Here is a 16,045-nt window from a genome sequence, read left to right as displayed (position 1 = left end):
CATGCGACTCCCGGCTGTCATGCGCACAACGGCAGCACGTCTGTCCGCGCTCTATCTGCTTCTCTTTGCCATCTGCGCCACGGTGCTTGTTGTTTATGTCACCTCCCTTTCCGTGCGCATTCTCACCGTTCAGACGCGGGAAGCCATTGTGGAGGAGGTGGCCGATCTTGGTCGGGCCTACAGGCGCGGCGGGCTTGCGACACTCGCCCGGGTCCTCGACATGCGTTCGCGTCAGCCCGGCGCCAATCTCTACCTTCTGGCCGGACCGACCGGCGAGATCCTGTCGGGAAATGTCGAAGGGCTTCAGCCCGGTGTGCTTGACCGTTCCGGATGGACCGAGCGGCCCTTTTCCTATGACCGCTATGGTGACGCGCAGGATTCCGGCGCCACCAACCACACCGCGGTCGCACAGGTGATCGAACTTCCCAACTCGATGATGCTGCTTGTCGGTCGCGATCTTGGCGAACCCGAGCGCTTCAGAACCGTGGTCCGGCGGGCGCTGATGGCAGCTCTGGGCATGATGGGGCTGGGCGCGCTGCTGATCTGGTACTTCGTGGGGCGGCGTGCGCTCAAGCGCATCGACAATGTGTCCGAAGCCAGCCGACAGATCATGGGAGGCGACCTCAACCAACGCCTTCCGGTGAGTGGCGCGGGGGACGAATTCGATCGTCTCTCGGAAAATCTCAACCGCATGCTTGACCGCATCAATGCGCTCAACGAGGGGCTCAAGCAGGTTTCCGACAATATCGCGCATGATCTGAAGACGCCGCTCACACGCTTGCGCAACCGCGCCGAGGCAGCACTTGCGGATGTTTCGGATGAAAGCGCAAGCCGAGCAGCTCTGGAGCAGACGATTGCCGAATCCGACCAGCTCATCCGCACATTCAATGCAATTCTCATGATCTCGCGGCTTGAGGCCGGCTATTCCGCAGAAAATCAGGACGAAATCGATTTGTCGGCCATTCTGGCCGATGTGGTTGAGCTTTATGAGCCGCTGGCCGAGGACTGTGGCGTCGAGCTTAGCGCCGAGGCTACCGACAATGTCAGTGTCGTAGGCAATCGCGAACTGGTCGGTCAGGCGCTTTCCAACATTATCGACAATGCCATCAAATACTCCTCCGAGGCAGAAGCCCCGAAGGTGACTGTGAGCCTGAAGCGCGAGGGCGACGGCGCACAAATCGTGGTCCGAGACACCGGTCCGGGTATTCCGCCCGAAGACCGTGAACGCGCCACGGAACGTTTCGTGCGTCTGGAACCGAGCAGAAGCCAGCCCGGTTCCGGCCTCGGTTTGAGCCTGGCAAAAGCCGTGATGAAGTTTCATGGCGGCAGTCTTGAGCTTGACGGCGCAGGCGAGGGGTTGTCAGTTGCCATGACATTCCCCGCACGCAAGAAGGGCTAGATGGAAGGCAAGGAATTTGAAGGCGAGACAGGCGCGATCTGGTTCGGCAAACCAGCGGCAAAGCTTGTTCCAACCGATGACGATCAGGCTGAGCGCGAACTGGAGTTCCTGTCAGAAGAGGCGGCCGAGGCTGAATGCGCGAAACTGTGCGCCCTTCTTGAAACGCCCTGCGAATTGCGGAACTTCCTTGGCGCCGTTCTGGAACTGTCGCCCTATCTCCGTGACTTCGCACGCCGCAGGCCCCAGGCGCTGGAAGCGCTGTTCGACGCCTCTATTGACGACCGCCTGAGTGAAATAGCGCAGGCCATGCGTGAAGCCGGCATGGCTGATGATGCCAGCGAAAAAGACGTGATGAAGGCCCTGCGCCAGGCCAAGCGCGAAGCCCATTTCCTCATCGCGCTCGACATGCTCGCCGGTGCGGCAGACACGAAAACGACCGTCGAACGGCTCAGCGATTTGGCCGAAAACGCCATCGGCGCTGCCTGCGCCTATCTCCTGCGTGACGCGCACCGGCAGGAAAAGCTGAAGCTGCCGGACCCCGCCGATCCCGTAAAAGGTTGCGGCTGGATCGTGCTGGCCATGGGCAAGCTCGGTGCCTGCGAGCTCAACTTCTCGTCCGATATCGATCTGATCGTCCTGCTGGACCCGGAAGCTCCGGCTGTTACCGATCCCTATGAGGTTACAGAGCTTTTCGTGCGGCTGACCCGCCGGCTTCTGCGCATCATGCAAGACCGTACAGAAGACGGTTATGTCTTCCGCACCGATCTGAGACTGCGCCCCGATCCCGGCTCTACGCCCCTGGCGATTCCGGTGGAAGCGGCGCTGAATTACTATGAAAGCCGTGGCCAGAACTGGGAACGCGCCGCCATGATCAAGGCGCGGCCTGTGGGCGGCGATCTGAAAGCGGGCGAGGCATTCCTGCGCGAACTGCAGCCCTATGTCTGGCGCAAGTTCCTCGACTATGCGGCTATTGCCGACATCCATTCGATCAAGCGCCAGATCCACGCCCACAAGGGTCACGGCGAGGTGGCCGTGCGCGGCCACAATGTGAAACTTGGACGCGGCGGTATTCGCGAGATCGAGTTCTTCGTGCAGACCCAGCAGTTGATCGCCGGTGGCCGCTTCCCCGAATTGCGCGGCAAGGCAACGACGCAGATGCTCGACCGCCTTGCCGAAAATGGCTGGATATCCGGGGAGGCGGCTGAAGGGCTGAAGGAGCAGTACTGGTTCCTGCGCGATGTCGAGCACGCCATTCAGGTGGTGGATGACGAGCAGTCGCACACGCTGCCCGATGACGACGAGGGACTGGCGCGCATCGCCGGACTGCTCGGACTTGCACCGGATGCATTCTCCGGGAAATTCCGCTCCACGCTGAAGCTGGTGGAACATCACTACGCTGCATTGTTCGAGACTGCACCGCAACTCTCGCGCGGCATCGGCAATCTCGTCTTTACCGGCGATGTCGATGACCCGGGCACGCTTGAAACATTGAACGAGCTCGGCTTTGAGCGCCCCAGCGATATCTGCCGTGTCATTCGCGGCTGGCATTTCGGGCGCTATCGCTCGACCCAGTCTGCCGAAGCGCGCGAAAGACTGACCGAGATCACGCCGGCACTTCTTGAAGCCTTCGGTGCCACACGCCGTGCCGATGAAGCGCTGTTGCGCTTTGACGAGTTCCTGTCTGGCCTGCCTGCCGGTATCCAGCTCTTCTCGATCCTGCAATCAAATCCGCGCCTGTCGCAATTGCTTGCCACCATCATGGGCGCAGCGCCGCGGCTGGCAGCCATCATCACCCGCCGCCCGCATGTGTTCGACGGTCTGCTTGATCCGCAGCTACTCGCCGAGCTTCCCGACCGTGCCTATTTGGAGGAACGGCTGGAAAGTTTTCTGGCTGGTGCCCAGCTTTATGAAGAACTGCTGGATCGGCTGCGCATTTTCGCAGCAGAACAGAAGTTCCTGATCGGCATACGTCTGCTGACCGGCGCGATCGATGCCGACCGGGCAGGGCGCGCATTTTCCGATCTGGCCGATCTGACAATCGCCGCCGCGCTTCAGGCGGTGGAGGAGGAGTTCGCTCTGCGCCACGGGCGTGTTGCAGGTGGCCGCACGGCTATCCTAGGCATGGGCAAGCTTGGCAGCCGCGAGCTGACTGCCGGTTCTGACGTCGACCTCATCCTGCTCTACGACCATGACGAGGATGCGGATGAGTCCGACGGCGAAAAACCGCTTTCCCCGCCGCACTACTATGCCCGCCTCACACAGCGCCTGATCGCTGCGGTCTCTGCTCCCACGGCAGAAGGCGTGCTCTATGAGCTGGATTTGCGCCTTCGCCCGTCCGGTAACAAGGGGCCTGTTGCCACCGATCTCGACGCCTTCCGCAAATACCAGCGTTCCGACGCCTGGACCTGGGAGCATATGGCGCTGACCCGCGCCCGTGCTGTGGCTGGTGATGACAGTCTGCAAAAGGCGGTAGAAGAAGAAGTGCAGGCGATCCTGGCGCAAAAGAGGAACGCGGCCGAGGTGCGTCGCGAAGCAGCCAAGATGCGCGCGCTGATCGAAGAGGAAAAGCCACCGCGGGACGATTGGGATCTGAAGCTGGTGCCCGGCGGCATCATCGATCTGGAATTCATCGCGCAGGTTGCGGTGCTGACCGGGAACGTGCAGTCCGGGGTCCACACCACCCGCACGGCCGAAATCCTCGAAAAACTGTCGCCCGACTTCGCGAACGGGCAGATTTGTGAGACGCTGGCCAGCGCCCATCGTCTCTACTCCACGGTCATGCAGATCGAGCGGCTGTGCCTGACCGGTGCGCTAGAGCCGGATGATGTTCCCCCCGGTTTGGCGGACATCCTGTTGCGTGCGGTGGATCTGCCGGAGCTTTCGGTTCTGGAGGCGCATCTGAGCGAAACCGCTTCGGCCATACGCAGTCATTTCGACAAGCTGGTCGGACCGGTGGAAAGCTGAGTTTCGCTTCACTGCCGCTCAGCCGGCCTTGCGCACAGTCTGATTTGGCTTGGGCTGTGCGGGGATGCGCACCGAGACGATCGTGCCGACACCTTCCGTGGAGCGGATCTTCAATGCACCGCCATGAAGTTGGGTAAGCGAACGTGAGATGGCAAGCCCGAGACCGGAGCCGGAATGGCTCTTGGAGAACTGGTTCTGCACCTGCTCGAAGGGGCGTCCAAGCTTTTTCAGAGCATCCTTCGGAATACCGCAGCCGGTATCCTCTATGGATATCATGACCGCGCGTGCCACCCGCCTTGCGCGCAAGGTCACCTTGCCGCCTTCTCCAGTGAACTTCACGGCGTTGGACAGCAGATTGATGACGATCTGCTTGATGGCCCGACGATCCGCATAGAGCGAAATCGTGTCGGCGACTTCCATTTCCACCTCGATATTCTTCTTCTCCGCCTGCAGCGCCACCACGCGCACCGTCTCATGGATCAGCGGGCATAGATCGATGATCTCCCGGTCCACGGAGAACTGGCCTGCCTCGATCTTGGACATGTCGAGAATATCGTTGATGACGCCAAGCAGATAGGTGCCGCTGGCATAGATGTCGCCGACATATTCCTCATAGCGGTCGGAACCTAGCGGCCCGAAGAGTCCCTGCTTCATCAGTTCCGAGAAGCCGATGATGGCATTGAGCGGCGTACGCAACTCGTGAGACATGTTCGCCAGGAATTCCGATTTTGCCCGATTGGCAGCCTCGGCACGCTCCGTCTCGCGCATATATTTGCGATTGAGGTCGACAAGTTCGCGTGCACGGTCCTGCTCTGCGCGGCGCGCTTCGGAAAGATCGTGGATCGTCGCCATCAGGCGGCGTTCGCTGTCCACCAGCTTGCCCTGATGCTGCTTGAGCTGCGTGATGTCGGTGCCAACCGACACCGTGCCGCCGTCCCGTGTCTTGAGCTCCGTCACCTGCAGCCAGCGCCCGTCGGAGAGCTGTCGCTCATATGTGGCACCGGCACGCGGATCGCCGGTGCCGATCAGACGGCGTTCGGAGCGGATGGATGTCATCTGCTCCTCGACCTCCGAGCGTTTGACGCCAGGAACGATGATCGCGGGATCAAGACCGGTATATTGCTGGTACTTGGTGTTGCACATCACCAGCCGCTCGCGCGCATCCCACAGAACGAAGCTTTCGGTGATGTTCTCGATGGCCGTGCGCAGGCGCTGGTCGGCAACTTCCGACTGCTGAACCAGCGTGCGCTGCTCCGTGACATCCACCGCGATGCCGATCAGGTGAATTTCCGGAGCCTTCGGGTCGACCACCTGAGCGCGCGCCCGCATCCACACCCAGCTTCCATCGGCGTGCCGCATCCGGAACATCTGGTCGATATGGTCGATCTCGCGGGCGACGATGCGATTGGCGAGCTCGAACAGATCGCCGTCATCCTCGTGAATGATGCTTGCTACATCACCAAAGGAAAGCATCACGTCGGCGGCTTCATAGCCGAGCATCTCATACATGGAACGCGACCAGTACATCTTGCCGCGCGCCATGTCCCAGTCCCACAACCCGCATTTGCCGCGTACAAGTGCCAGATCGATGCGCTGGTGGGCTTCCAGATAGATCCGGTCCGCTGCCTGCGCCCGCGCAGCCTGGCTGAAATAGGCATAGAGGATCGCCATGAGCACGCTCGCCGTCAGCGCGAACAGTGTCACGTTGAGCGAGGCGGTCCGCCGCCAGTCGGCAAAGATGCCGTCATAGGACGCCAACGCGACGGCTGCGCCCTTGCCCTGCACGAGATTGACGGAGGCAAGCCAATCCTTCGCGCCGATGCGAACCTTCAGGACGCCTGCACGCTCGCCGAACATGAAGAGCGGTTGTCCGCCCGTAACCAGACCCTCAAGTGTGCGATCTTGCAGCGAACGCCCGGAAGGGGAGGTCGCGATGACACGGAAATTGCTGTCGGTGAAGGCCAGAACCCATTCAGCCGGGTCCGCCAGATGACGCAGGCTGGCTGTTATCCTTTCGTTCGCCGCCACCGAGGTGATCTCGGTTTGACCAGCGGCTTCAAGGCTTGCCGATTGCGCCAGATTCTCCGCGGCAAGCGCGACCAGGAGCTTGGCTTCCTGCTCGATGTCATCACGCTGGGCCATCAGGGCCAGTAACCGGGCCGCGGCAATGAAAACGAGGAAGATGACAATCAGCAGGGGAATGGCGCGCTTGAGATAGGGCTCAATGGCCAAAAGTCGCTCATAGGCAGGAGCCGCTATGATCTTGGCGTTCCCCGCAACGCCCATTCCATGCCCCCCGCCAAGGCGCAATTTGGAAAAGATTCCTCCCGCAGGCATTTGGCCCGCGTCCGCCTTCGCCATCCGAAGGACTCCCTCGTTGGATTAAAAATCGCCGCTCTGGTGATTCGTCTCACCCCGGTGACGAATCATCCATAAGGAATCAGAGGTGATTCGCCGTGTCCAGAGGCGCGGTAAGATTTTGTTAACCATAAATTGCGGATGCCTTGCCGGCACCTGCTTGAGAGGGGAGAACCCGGGGCGAAAGCGTGGCCTCAGGCCAGCGTGCGATCAACGATGTCGCGCAGATCGCGCGACAGGTTCTCAGCCTTCGCAATGGTCGCCAAGGCCTCCCGTGCCAGCTTCTGACGATGAGGTTCCAGTGAACGCCAGGAGCGGAAGGTGACAGCAAGCCGTGCTGCAACCTGCGGATTGAGCTCCTCCACTGCCAGGATCGTCTCGGCCAGAAGCTGGTAGCCGGTTCCGTCAGCTGCATGGAAACCGGTCTGGTTCCCGGAGGCAAAACCGCCGATCAGGGCACGAACGCGGTTCGGGTTGGAGAGCGAGAAGCTTGAGTGCTTCATGAGCTCTCTCACACGCGCGGCAGCACCGTCACCCGGTATGGTCGCCTGGGTTGTGAGCCACTTGTCCATGACCAGCGGATTGTCACTGTAGCGGCCCTCGAAATCGGCAAGCAGTTCAGAGGCTTCCGGCGAGTTTGCGAATCTGTGCGTGACCTCCATCAGCGCAGCCAGGCGCTCGGTCATATTGGTTGCGGAGCGATACTGCACGACACCGCGCTCAGGCGAGCCTTCGGCGCGCATCAGGAGCCCCAGAAGCACATTGCGCAATGCGCGTTTGCCGGCATGTCCAGCATCGGGGTTGAAAGTGCCATCATCCGCCAGAGCGTCATAAACGGAAGCCATTTGGGTTGCGCCACTCCTGGCCACCGCATCGAGATAGGCCTCGCGCGCCCGATGGATAGCATCCGGGTCGACATTGCCGCCGATCTCGCGCGCAATGTCAGCCTCTGCTGGTGGCGTGATCGCCAGAGCACGGTATGCTGGCTCCAGCGTTTCATCGCCTGCGATCCCTGCCGGGAAGGAGACAAGCTCATCGTCAAATCCTGGTACCGTCCCGTTGCGCGCCTGGTTTGCAGCCTCGATCAGCGCCTCGTTGGCCAGGCTGTTGAGCGCTTGCCAGCGGTTGAACGCATCACTGTCATGCTGCGCGAGGAAGTAGCGGTCAGCGCTCGAGACCTGTTCGGAAAGCACGACAGGAGCGGAAAAGCCCCGATTGAGCGAGAGCACAGGCCGCTGCCCGATGCCCTTGAAGCTGATCGTGTGCCTGCGCTCACGCAGATGAATGACATCACCTGAAATTTCTGCGCCATCGGCTGAAGCCCAGTCCATGTCTTCGCCATTGGGCCCGACGAGGCCGAATTTCAGGGGAATATGCATGGCCTTTTTGCGTGCTTCCGACGGTGTCGGCGGCACGGACTGCTCAAGCTCCAGCGTGAAGCTCTTCGCCTGCTCGTCATAGCTCGTGCTGGCGATGACATTGGGCGTCCCTGCCTGGTGGTACCAGAGCGCGAACTGCGTCAGGTCGACCCTGCCGGCTTCCTCGAAACAGGCAATCAAATCCTCGATCGTGACGGCCTGACCGTCATGGCGGTCGAAATAGAGATCCATGCCCTTTCGGAAATCTTCTTCTCCCAGAATCGTATGGATCATGCGGACGACTTCCGAGCCCTTCTCATAGACGGTCGCCGTGTAGAAATTGTTGATCTCGCGGTAGCGGCGAGGACGTACCGGATGGGCAAGCGGTCCCTGATCTTCGGGGAACTGGTGCGCTCGCAGGGTACGCACTTCTGAAATCCGGCGCACGGCGCGCGAGCGCATGTCGGCGGAGAATTCGTGATCGCGATAAACCGTCAAGCCTTCCTTGAGGCAAAGCTGGAACCAATCACGGCAAGTGATTCTGTTGCCAGTCCAATTGTGAAAATACTCATGCGCGATGATCGCCTCGATATTGGCGAAGTCCATGTCCGTCGCGGTCTCGGGATCGGCCAGGACATATTTGTCGTTGAAGATGTTCAGGCCCTTGTTCTCCATCGCGCCCATGTTGAAATCGGACACGGCAACGATGTTGAACACGTCGAGGTCATATTCACGACCGAAGCGCTCCTCGTCCCAGCGCATGGAGCGCTTGAGCGCATCCATAGCATAGGTCGCCCGCGCTTCCTTGCCGTGCTCGACATAGACGCCAAGAGCAACCTTCCGGCCTGACGCGGTGATGAAATGGTCGCTGACCACTCCGAGGTTTCCCGCCACAAGCGCAAACAGATATGACGGTTTCGGATGCGGGTCGTCCCAGATCGCATAGTGGCGCCCGCCATCCAGGTCGCCATTCTCCACGGGATTGCCGTTGGACAGCAGCAGCGGCGCAGTTGCGCGGTCAGCTTCCATACGCACTCGGTAGGTGCTCAAGACGTCCGGTCGGTCGAGGAAATAGGTGATGCGGCGGAAACCTTCTGCCTCGCACTGGGTGCAGAACACGCCACTGGACACGTAAAGCCCCATCAGCGCCTTGTTGGCGGAGGGATTGATCCGCGTGACGATTTCGAGCTCGAAATGATCGCCAGCAGGCACATCGCGCAGCGTGAGTTGATCGGGCAGGGCCTCGAACCCATTCTCCCCTGCGGGCTCTCCGTTGACCGCGAGGCCGACCAGCGAGAGACCGTCGCCGTCGAGTACGAGCGGCGTGCCGACATCGGTGCCTTCCGCCCGCTCGACCTGCATGCGCGCGGTGACCAGCGTCTCCTGTGCGTCGAGACGGAAATCCAGCTCAAGCCTCGGGATGCGATAGGCGCTGGGCTTGTATTCCTCGAGCCGGAAAACCTGGCCGGTATCGGTACGCATCAACTGTTCTCCTGATCTTGGATGGGAGCAGGTCGCTGGCCCAATGAATTCGTCGGTGGCTCTTTACACGATGAAGTCACTCGACAAAACTGTCCTGTACCGTGTCACTCCCAACTGCTTCACAATCAACCTGCTGAGAGGCTTGCCATGACGGTCGCAACACCGAAATTCGGCATGGGTGCATCCGTGCTGCGCAAGGAAGACAAGAGCTTCATCACCGGGCAGGGGCGCTACACGGATGACATCGTGGTTGCCGGTGTGCTGCACGGCTATGTGCTGCGTTCGCCGATTGCAAATGCCCGCTTCACCATCGGCGCGCTGGACGAAGCCCATGCAGCCGCCGGCGTTCATCTGGTGCTGACGGCAAGGGATATCGAGCATCTCGGCGATCTGAAATCCGGTGCCATGCAGAAGCAGCCCGATGGCAGCCGCGCACCCACCAGGGACATTACGATCCTGTGCCGCGATCATGTGCGCTATGTGGGTGACGCCATCGCCTTCATCGTTGCCGACACGCGTGCGCAGGCGCAGGACGCCGCGGAGCTGATCGAGGTCGACTATGAGGACGAGGAGCCGGTGGTGGACACCGCCGCCGCCCTTGATGAAGATGCGCCGCTGGTCTGGCCGGATCTCGGTTCCAACCGCGCCTTCGTTTATCATGTCGGTGACGAGGAAAAGGCATCACAGGCCTTCGGAAAGGCCGCTCATGAGGTCTCGATCAGCTTCCGAAACAATCGCCTCGTTTCCAACTACATGGAAACCCGCGCTGCGATAGCCGAGTACAATCCCGAAAACGAGCACTTCACCCTGACCACCGGCTCGCAGGGTGTGCATTCCATGCAGAACATTCTGGCAAGCCAGGTCTTCAATATCGGCAAGGACAAGCTGCGCGTCATCACGCCGGATGTCGGCGGCGGTTTCGGGCCGAAAACCTTCGTCTACCGCGAATATGCGCTGGTGATGGAGGCCGCCCGCCGTCTTTCCCGCCCGGTCAAATGGACCGGCGACCGCACCGAGCATTTTCTCACCGACGCACAGGGCCGCGACAATGTCGTCAAGGCCACCATGGCGCTGGACGAGAATGGTCGCTTCCTCGCGCTGAAGGTGGATCTGACCGCCAATCTGGGCGCCTATATCTCGCAATATGGCCCCTTCATTCCCTTTGTCGGGGTGTCCATGTCGACGGGCGTCTATGACCTCCCCGCCCTCGATGTGAAGATCAACGGCGTCTACACCAACACCTGTCCCGTCGATGCCTATCGCGGGGCAGGGCGTCCCGAGGCCGCCTTCCTGCTGGAAAAGCTGGTTGATGAATGCGCGCGCAAACTCGGCCTTGGCCGTGACGAGATCCGCCGGCGCAATTTCATCCGCCCCGAGCAGTTTCCCTACACCACGCCCACCGGCCGCACCTATGATGTGGGCGAGTTCGAAGGCCACATGAACCAGTGCATGGAACGCGCCGACTGGGCCGGTTTCGACAAGCGTGCGGAAGAGGCGAAGGCACGCGGGCGCATCCGCGGCATCGGCATGGCGACTTATATCGAGGCCTGCGCCTTTGCCGGCTCCGAGCCTGCCCATGTGACGCTTAATGGCGACGGGTCGGTGACGCTTGCCATCGGCACCCAGTCGAACGGACAGGGCCACGCCACGGCTTACGCGCAGTTCGTTGCCGAAAAGCTCAACCTGCCCATCGACAGGATTCACGTTCATCAGGGTGACACGGACCGGCTGGAGAAGGGCGGCGGCACAGGCGGCTCCCGCTCCATTCCCCTTGGCGGTGTGTCCGCATCGCGCGCAGGCGAAGACCTGGCGGAGAAAATCCGCAAGATCGCAGCCGATGAACTCGAGGCGTCAGCCGCCGATATCGAGCTTGAGAACGGTAAGGCGCGCATTGTCGGCACCGACCGGGAACTCGATTTTGCAAGCATTGCCAAGGCCGCAAAGGCGCCTGACGACCTGCAGGGCTTCGGCGAATTCGTGCAGGACGAGGCGACCTATCCGAACGGGACCCATATCTGTGAGGTTGAGATCGACCCGGCAACCGGCGAGACGCTGCTTGTCGGCTACTGGATCGTGGATGATTTCGGCGCGACGGTGAACCCGGTCCTGCTTGCCGGTCAGGTGCATGGCGGTGTCGCGCAAGGGGCAGGGCAGGCGCTGACCGAAGACACGGTCTATTCCGAAGACGGTCAGCTCATCACAGCGACCTTCATGGATTACGGCATGCCCCGCGCGGACCTTCTGCCTGACATCCATTTCGAGACACGCAACGTGCCATCCAAGACAAATGTCATGGGCATCAAGGGCGCAGGCGAGGCCGGCACCATCGGCGCAACACCTGCCGTTTTGAACGCAGTGGTGGACGCGCTCTGGCGCGAATACGGGATCAACCACGTGGAAATGCCAGCCACGCCTTCGCGCATCTGGCAGGCCATTCAGGAGGCTGGGGCCTGAGCTGTGAGTAACGGCTGCAAAAGCACACAAGCGCTACAGCCTCCATCATTTCCGGGGCGGGATGCGACGCATCCTGCCTCTTCATTTTGAGACAGTGATTTGAGAGACGAAAAATGCCGGCCGTGAAGGATGTGGGACAGGAACCGAGACCGCTTGTCGGTATCGCGCTGAAGGTGATCTCGGTCGCGATATTCGTGGCGATGTCGTCGCTCATCAAGTATTCGGGCGACGTGCCGCCGGGCCAGATCGTCTTCTTCCGCTCCTTCTTTGCCATGTTCCCGATCCTTGCCATGCTGGCCTGGAGGAAGGAACTGGCAACGGCATTCAAGACCGACAAGCCCTTGGGCCATGTCGCGCGCGGTCTGGTCGGCGTCTTCTCCATGGCCTGCGGCTTTTACGGCCTCACCAAGCTTCCATTGCCCGACGCGATCACCCTCAATTACGCGCAGCCGCTGCTGGTGGTGGTCTTCTCCGCCATTTTCATGGGGGAGGTCGTGCGCATCTATCGCTGGAGCGCAGTCATGATCGGCTTCATAGGCGTCGTCATCATCGCATGGCCAAAGCTGACTTTGCTGACCGGTGAGGCGGGATTGGAAGCCGGACAGGGCTTCGGCGTTATCGCGGTTCTGGTGGGCGCCTGCGGCTCCGCAATCGCCATGCTTCTTGTGCGGCGTCTGGTGCAGACGGAGAAGACGGCAACCATTGTCCTGTGGTTTTCGGCAACCGCCACCATCATCTCGCTGTTCACCTTGCCCTTCGGCTGGATCGCGCTGACATGGTCGCAGACCTTGGCTCTCATAGGTGCGGGCATTTGCGGTGGCGTGGCCCAGATCCTGATGACCCAGTGCTACCGTCATGCCGAACTCTCGACCATCGCGCCCTTCGAATACACCTCGATGATCCTCGCCATCGTGGTGGGCTATTTCGTCTTTCAGGATGTGCCGACGCTCTACACGCTGGTGGGGGGGCTGATCGTGGTCGGTGCGGGCCTCTTCATCATCTGGCGCGAGCGCCGGCTCGGCCTAAAGCGCCCCGCTGCCCGCCGCTTCGTGCCGCCAAGCCCCTAGCGGGCGCGCGCGGACTTGCGGCTCTGCCGGATGTGCTGCTCCCGGCGCGTGGCAAGCCGCAAGAGGCGCTGGAATTTCGGGCACTGAAGCTGGTTCTTGGCCTGGCATTCGGCGGCATGGCGCACGGTCTTGGCCAGCGCGGATAGCCTGCGTATCTGCGCCTCCAGCTCCTCGGCCCTGTTGCGCATCGCCTCGCGTGACAGCTGCGGCTCGCCTTGCGGGCCAAACATCGCGCCGATTTCCTCCAGCGAGAAGCCCGCCGCCTTGCCCGCCGAAATCAGTGAAAGCTGTGTTAGCACCTGTGGCTCATACTGCCGCCTCAAGCCATGTCGGGCGACGGAGCGGATGGCACCGATTTCCTCATAATAACGCAGCGTCGAGGCGGAGAGACCGGAGCGCGCCACCACCTCGCCAATATCGAGAAACTTCATGCTTGACCTCAAGTTAACTTGAAGTGGCAGCCTGCATTTCCAAAATGAATTGAGCAAGAGGAAATGCTATATGAGCACTGGCGAAGCCGCTGACAGCGGCAGTTTGTGGCGCGAGCCGCGCGTCTTGGCGCTGCTGTTGGCAGCGAGCCTTACAGTCATGGCCAACGCAACCATTTCCCCGGCATTGCCGGGGCTTCAGCGCATGTTTGGAGACAATCCCAATGCCGCGCTTCTGACCCGGCTCCTGGTACCGGCACCTTCCATCGTTGTGATCTTCGCAGCACCCCTGGCTGGCCTGTGGGCGGACCGTTACGGCAAGCGCCCGCTGCTTCTGGCAGGCATTGTCATCTTCATCCTGACCGGCTCTGCCGGGCTGTATCTGCCGAGCCTTGAAGCCGTCTTCGCAAGCAGGCTGGCCCTTGGGATTGGCGTCGCCTTCATCATGTCCGCGCAGATCGCGCTGGTCGGAGACTACTTCAAGGGTGCGCGGCGCTCCGCCATGGTGGGCATGGAGATTTCCGCGCGCAATGTCGGCGCTTTCCTCTTCATCGTCACGGCGGGGCTGATCGCCGGCTTCAACGCCCGGCTGCCATTTGCAATCTACCTGCTTCCGATCCTCTTTCTTCCCGTTGTTGCGAAAGCGATCGTGGAGCCAAGGCGTGAAGATGACGCCGGGGACGCGAAGGGACATGCATCCGAAAAGGGGCATCCTGCCTGGCCCGTACTCTTTGCCGTCCTGTTTCTGGCGCAGATGATGGTGAACATGACCTTCTTCATCATGCCGACCCAACTCCCGTTCTATCTGGACCATATGGGCTATGATGCGGCGCGCATGACGGGTTTTGGCCTCGGCGTCATGTCGCTCGCGGGAGCTGCCTCCGCGCTTCAGTTTCGCAGGCTTCATCCGTCGCTGGGCTTCTTCGGTGTCTGCGTGATCAGCTGCGGAATGTTTGCTGCGGGTTTTGCCCTGCTGCCACAGGCGCAAAGCATCGTGATGCTTCCGATCGCGGCCATTCTCATAGGTGCAGGCTACGCGCTCACAATGCCGAATTTCGTCAGCATGGCGCTTGGCCTTGTGCCCGCGGCCCGTCGTGGTTTTGCAGGCGGTGCGCTGGCTGCAGCGATCTTCCTTGGCCAGTTCATCTCCCCATTCGCCTCGCAAGCCATGATCGAGGCCCACGGCTTCGGCTGGACCTACACGCTGATCTCCATGATTGTCGCGGTCTGTGTCGGGCTGATGCTGCTTGTAACCGCTTCCGAGCGGGTGATGAAATCGCGCCGCAGTCTGGCTCAGCCCTGACCCTCAAGCCGCGCCCTGATCGCCTGCAAGTCTTTCCAGGCGAGCTTCTTGTGTGCGGGGTTGCGCAGAAGATAGGCCGGATGCAGCGAAGGCATGGTGGCGATTTCCTTGCCTCCGGGTGTGTGATGCTGAGCCCATTTGCCACGCAACCGCGTGATGGTGGAACTGGTGCGTAGCAGAAGCTTGGTGGAGGGATTGCCAAGCGTCACCAGAACCTTCGGCGAGACAAGCTCGATATGCCGCTCGATAAAGGGGCGGCATATTTCCGTTTCAAGCGGCGAGGGGTCGCGATTGCCCGGCGGGCGCCAAGGAATGACGTTGGAGATATAGGCGCTCGTCCGGTCACGGCCGATGGCCGCCAGCATCCGGTCAAGCAGCTTGCCGGAACGTCCGACAAAGGGCAGCCCCTGCAAATCCTCGTCGCGGCCCGGTGCTTCCCCCACAAGCATCAGATCGGCTTGCGGATTGCCGTCGGCAAAGACCATGCTCTTGGCCGTCATCCGCAGATTGCAGCCGTCGAACGCCTCCATGATCTCGCGCAGTTCCTGCAGGGTAGTGGCCTTCGCCGCCAGTTCGCGCGCACGCGCTGCCTGCCCTTCGTCAGGAATGGCGGCTCTTGCCGTGGCGCGCGCTGCCATTGGGGCAGGGCTGGGCGGTGCTGGCCGTGGTGCAGAACCGCCACTTGTCGCCGGTGCACTTCCGGAAGTCGGCTGAGACGCACGTCGCGCTTCCGCCGCCGCTTTCGCGGCCTGAGCTTCGGCAAACCGGTCCGGCGCCTCCTCCACAAGCGCATCATCCGCGCCGGCATCGGCATAGAAGGCAAGCAGCTCGTGCAGGCTAAAGCTTTCTGGAGAAGGAGCGGAATTCATGGGCACAATGTCGGATTTGTGCGGTTCAAAAGCAAGGGAATATAAGCATGCAGTTCAAGCTGCACACAGGAGCGAAACCCGTGGGAACAGCTTTGTGCCCGGCAGACGTCCTGCTTGCGGCTTGAGGCTCAAATGCGGGCAGGGCGGTCCAGCGCAAGGCTGGCAGCTTGCGCCGCATCGGCCTCATCGCCATCCATTGCCTCCGCACCACTTATCCGGGCACTGCGCTGATCTTGACCTGGCATGCATCGTGAAAAGCCACGTCACCTGAAAGTGGCACGAACGCATCCTCTTGCCTTACCTTTACGTAAAAGTATAAATTCCGTTGGAACAAATCGGCAAAACTGTTCTGCATATGCGCTT

At 61.1% G+C, this 16,045-nt stretch carries 9 protein-coding genes; 5 read left to right on the top strand and 4 right to left on the bottom strand.

What is annotated here, in order from left to right:
* The first annotated feature begins 1 nt into the window (after position 1).
* Positions 2-1,399, top strand: a complete 1,398-nt coding sequence (locus tag EL18_RS08175; RefSeq protein ID WP_036481675.1) for a sensor histidine kinase — start codon at positions 2-4, stop codon at positions 1,397-1,399.
* Positions 1,400-4,363: a bifunctional [glutamine synthetase] adenylyltransferase/[glutamine synthetase]-adenylyl-L-tyrosine phosphorylase gene (locus tag EL18_RS08170; protein ID WP_036481673.1), complete on the top strand. Its 2,964-nt coding sequence runs from the start codon at positions 1,400-1,402 to the stop codon at positions 4,361-4,363.
* 18 nt (positions 4,364-4,381) lie between these two features.
* Here EL18_RS08170 and EL18_RS08165 read toward each other — a convergent pair whose 3' ends face one another.
* Both EL18_RS08165 and pepN read right to left on the bottom strand, forming a co-directional pair.
* Positions 4,382-6,724 (bottom strand): PAS domain-containing sensor histidine kinase, encoded by a 2,343-nt coding sequence (locus EL18_RS08165; protein ID WP_036481671.1) that lies wholly within the window; start codon positions 6,722-6,724, stop codon positions 4,382-4,384.
* Between the two features lie 191 nt (positions 6,725-6,915).
* On the bottom strand, positions 6,916-9,561 hold the full coding sequence (pepN, locus tag EL18_RS08160; protein ID WP_036481668.1) for an aminopeptidase N: 2,646 nt from the start codon (positions 9,559-9,561) through the stop codon (positions 6,916-6,918).
* Positions 9,562-9,708: 147 nt separating this feature from the next.
* Here pepN and EL18_RS08155 point away from each other — a divergent pair, with 147 nt between their 5' ends.
* Both EL18_RS08155 and EL18_RS08150 read left to right on the top strand, forming a co-directional pair.
* Positions 9,709-12,015: a xanthine dehydrogenase family protein molybdopterin-binding subunit gene (locus tag EL18_RS08155; protein WP_036481667.1), complete on the top strand. Its 2,307-nt coding sequence runs from the start codon at positions 9,709-9,711 to the stop codon at positions 12,013-12,015.
* 113 nt (positions 12,016-12,128) lie between these two features.
* Positions 12,129-13,082: a DMT family transporter gene (locus tag EL18_RS08150; protein WP_036481664.1), complete on the top strand. Its 954-nt coding sequence runs from the start codon at positions 12,129-12,131 to the stop codon at positions 13,080-13,082.
* Here EL18_RS08150 and EL18_RS08145 read toward each other — a convergent pair.
* A complete protein-coding gene (locus tag EL18_RS08145) occupies positions 13,079-13,513 on the bottom strand; it encodes a helix-turn-helix domain-containing protein (protein ID WP_036481661.1) in 435 nt (144 codons plus the stop codon). The genes EL18_RS08150 and EL18_RS08145 overlap by 4 nt on opposite strands.
* Before the next feature lie 70 nt (positions 13,514-13,583).
* On the opposite strand from EL18_RS08145, the gene EL18_RS08140 reads away from it, so the two are divergent.
* Complete coding sequence (locus EL18_RS08140; protein ID WP_051913894.1) at positions 13,584-14,813, top strand: MFS transporter; 1,230 nt, start codon at positions 13,584-13,586, stop codon at positions 14,811-14,813.
* On the opposite strand, the gene EL18_RS08135 is transcribed toward EL18_RS08140, so the two are convergent.
* Positions 14,804-15,682: a uracil-DNA glycosylase gene (locus tag EL18_RS08135; protein ID WP_036481658.1), complete on the bottom strand. Its 879-nt coding sequence runs from the start codon at positions 15,680-15,682 to the stop codon at positions 14,804-14,806. The two genes, EL18_RS08140 and EL18_RS08135, sit on opposite strands and share 10 nt — an antisense overlap.
* Positions 15,683-16,045: the final 363 nt, after the last annotated feature.

It is taken from the genome of Nitratireductor basaltis (genome assembly GCF_000733725.1).
GTDB classification, from domain to species: domain Bacteria; phylum Pseudomonadota; class Alphaproteobacteria; order Rhizobiales; family Rhizobiaceae; genus Chelativorans; species Chelativorans basaltis.
This window is presented reverse-complemented; position numbering and strand designations above follow the sequence as displayed.

Bases quoted from the DNA above. Each gene is read 5' to 3' on its own strand.
- EL18_RS08175 (WP_036481675.1), top strand. From the start codon at position 2: ATGCGACTCCCGGCTGTCATGCGCACAACGGCAGCACGTCTGTCCGCG.
- EL18_RS08170 (WP_036481673.1), top strand. From the start codon at position 1,400: ATGGAAGGCAAGGAATTTGAAGGCGAGACAGGCGCGATCTGGTTCGGC.
- EL18_RS08165 (WP_036481671.1), bottom strand. From the start codon at position 6,724: ATGGCGAAGGCGGACGCGGGCCAAATGCCTGCGGGAGGAATCTTTTCC.
- pepN (WP_036481668.1), bottom strand. From the start codon at position 9,561: ATGCGTACCGATACCGGCCAGGTTTTCCGGCTCGAGGAATACAAGCCC.
- EL18_RS08155 (WP_036481667.1), top strand. From the start codon at position 9,709: ATGACGGTCGCAACACCGAAATTCGGCATGGGTGCATCCGTGCTGCGC.
- EL18_RS08150 (WP_036481664.1), top strand. From the start codon at position 12,129: ATGCCGGCCGTGAAGGATGTGGGACAGGAACCGAGACCGCTTGTCGGT.
- EL18_RS08145 (WP_036481661.1), bottom strand. From the start codon at position 13,513: ATGAAGTTTCTCGATATTGGCGAGGTGGTGGCGCGCTCCGGTCTCTCC.
- EL18_RS08140 (WP_051913894.1), top strand. From the start codon at position 13,584: ATGAGCACTGGCGAAGCCGCTGACAGCGGCAGTTTGTGGCGCGAGCCG.
- EL18_RS08135 (WP_036481658.1), bottom strand. From the start codon at position 15,682: ATGAATTCCGCTCCTTCTCCAGAAAGCTTTAGCCTGCACGAGCTGCTT.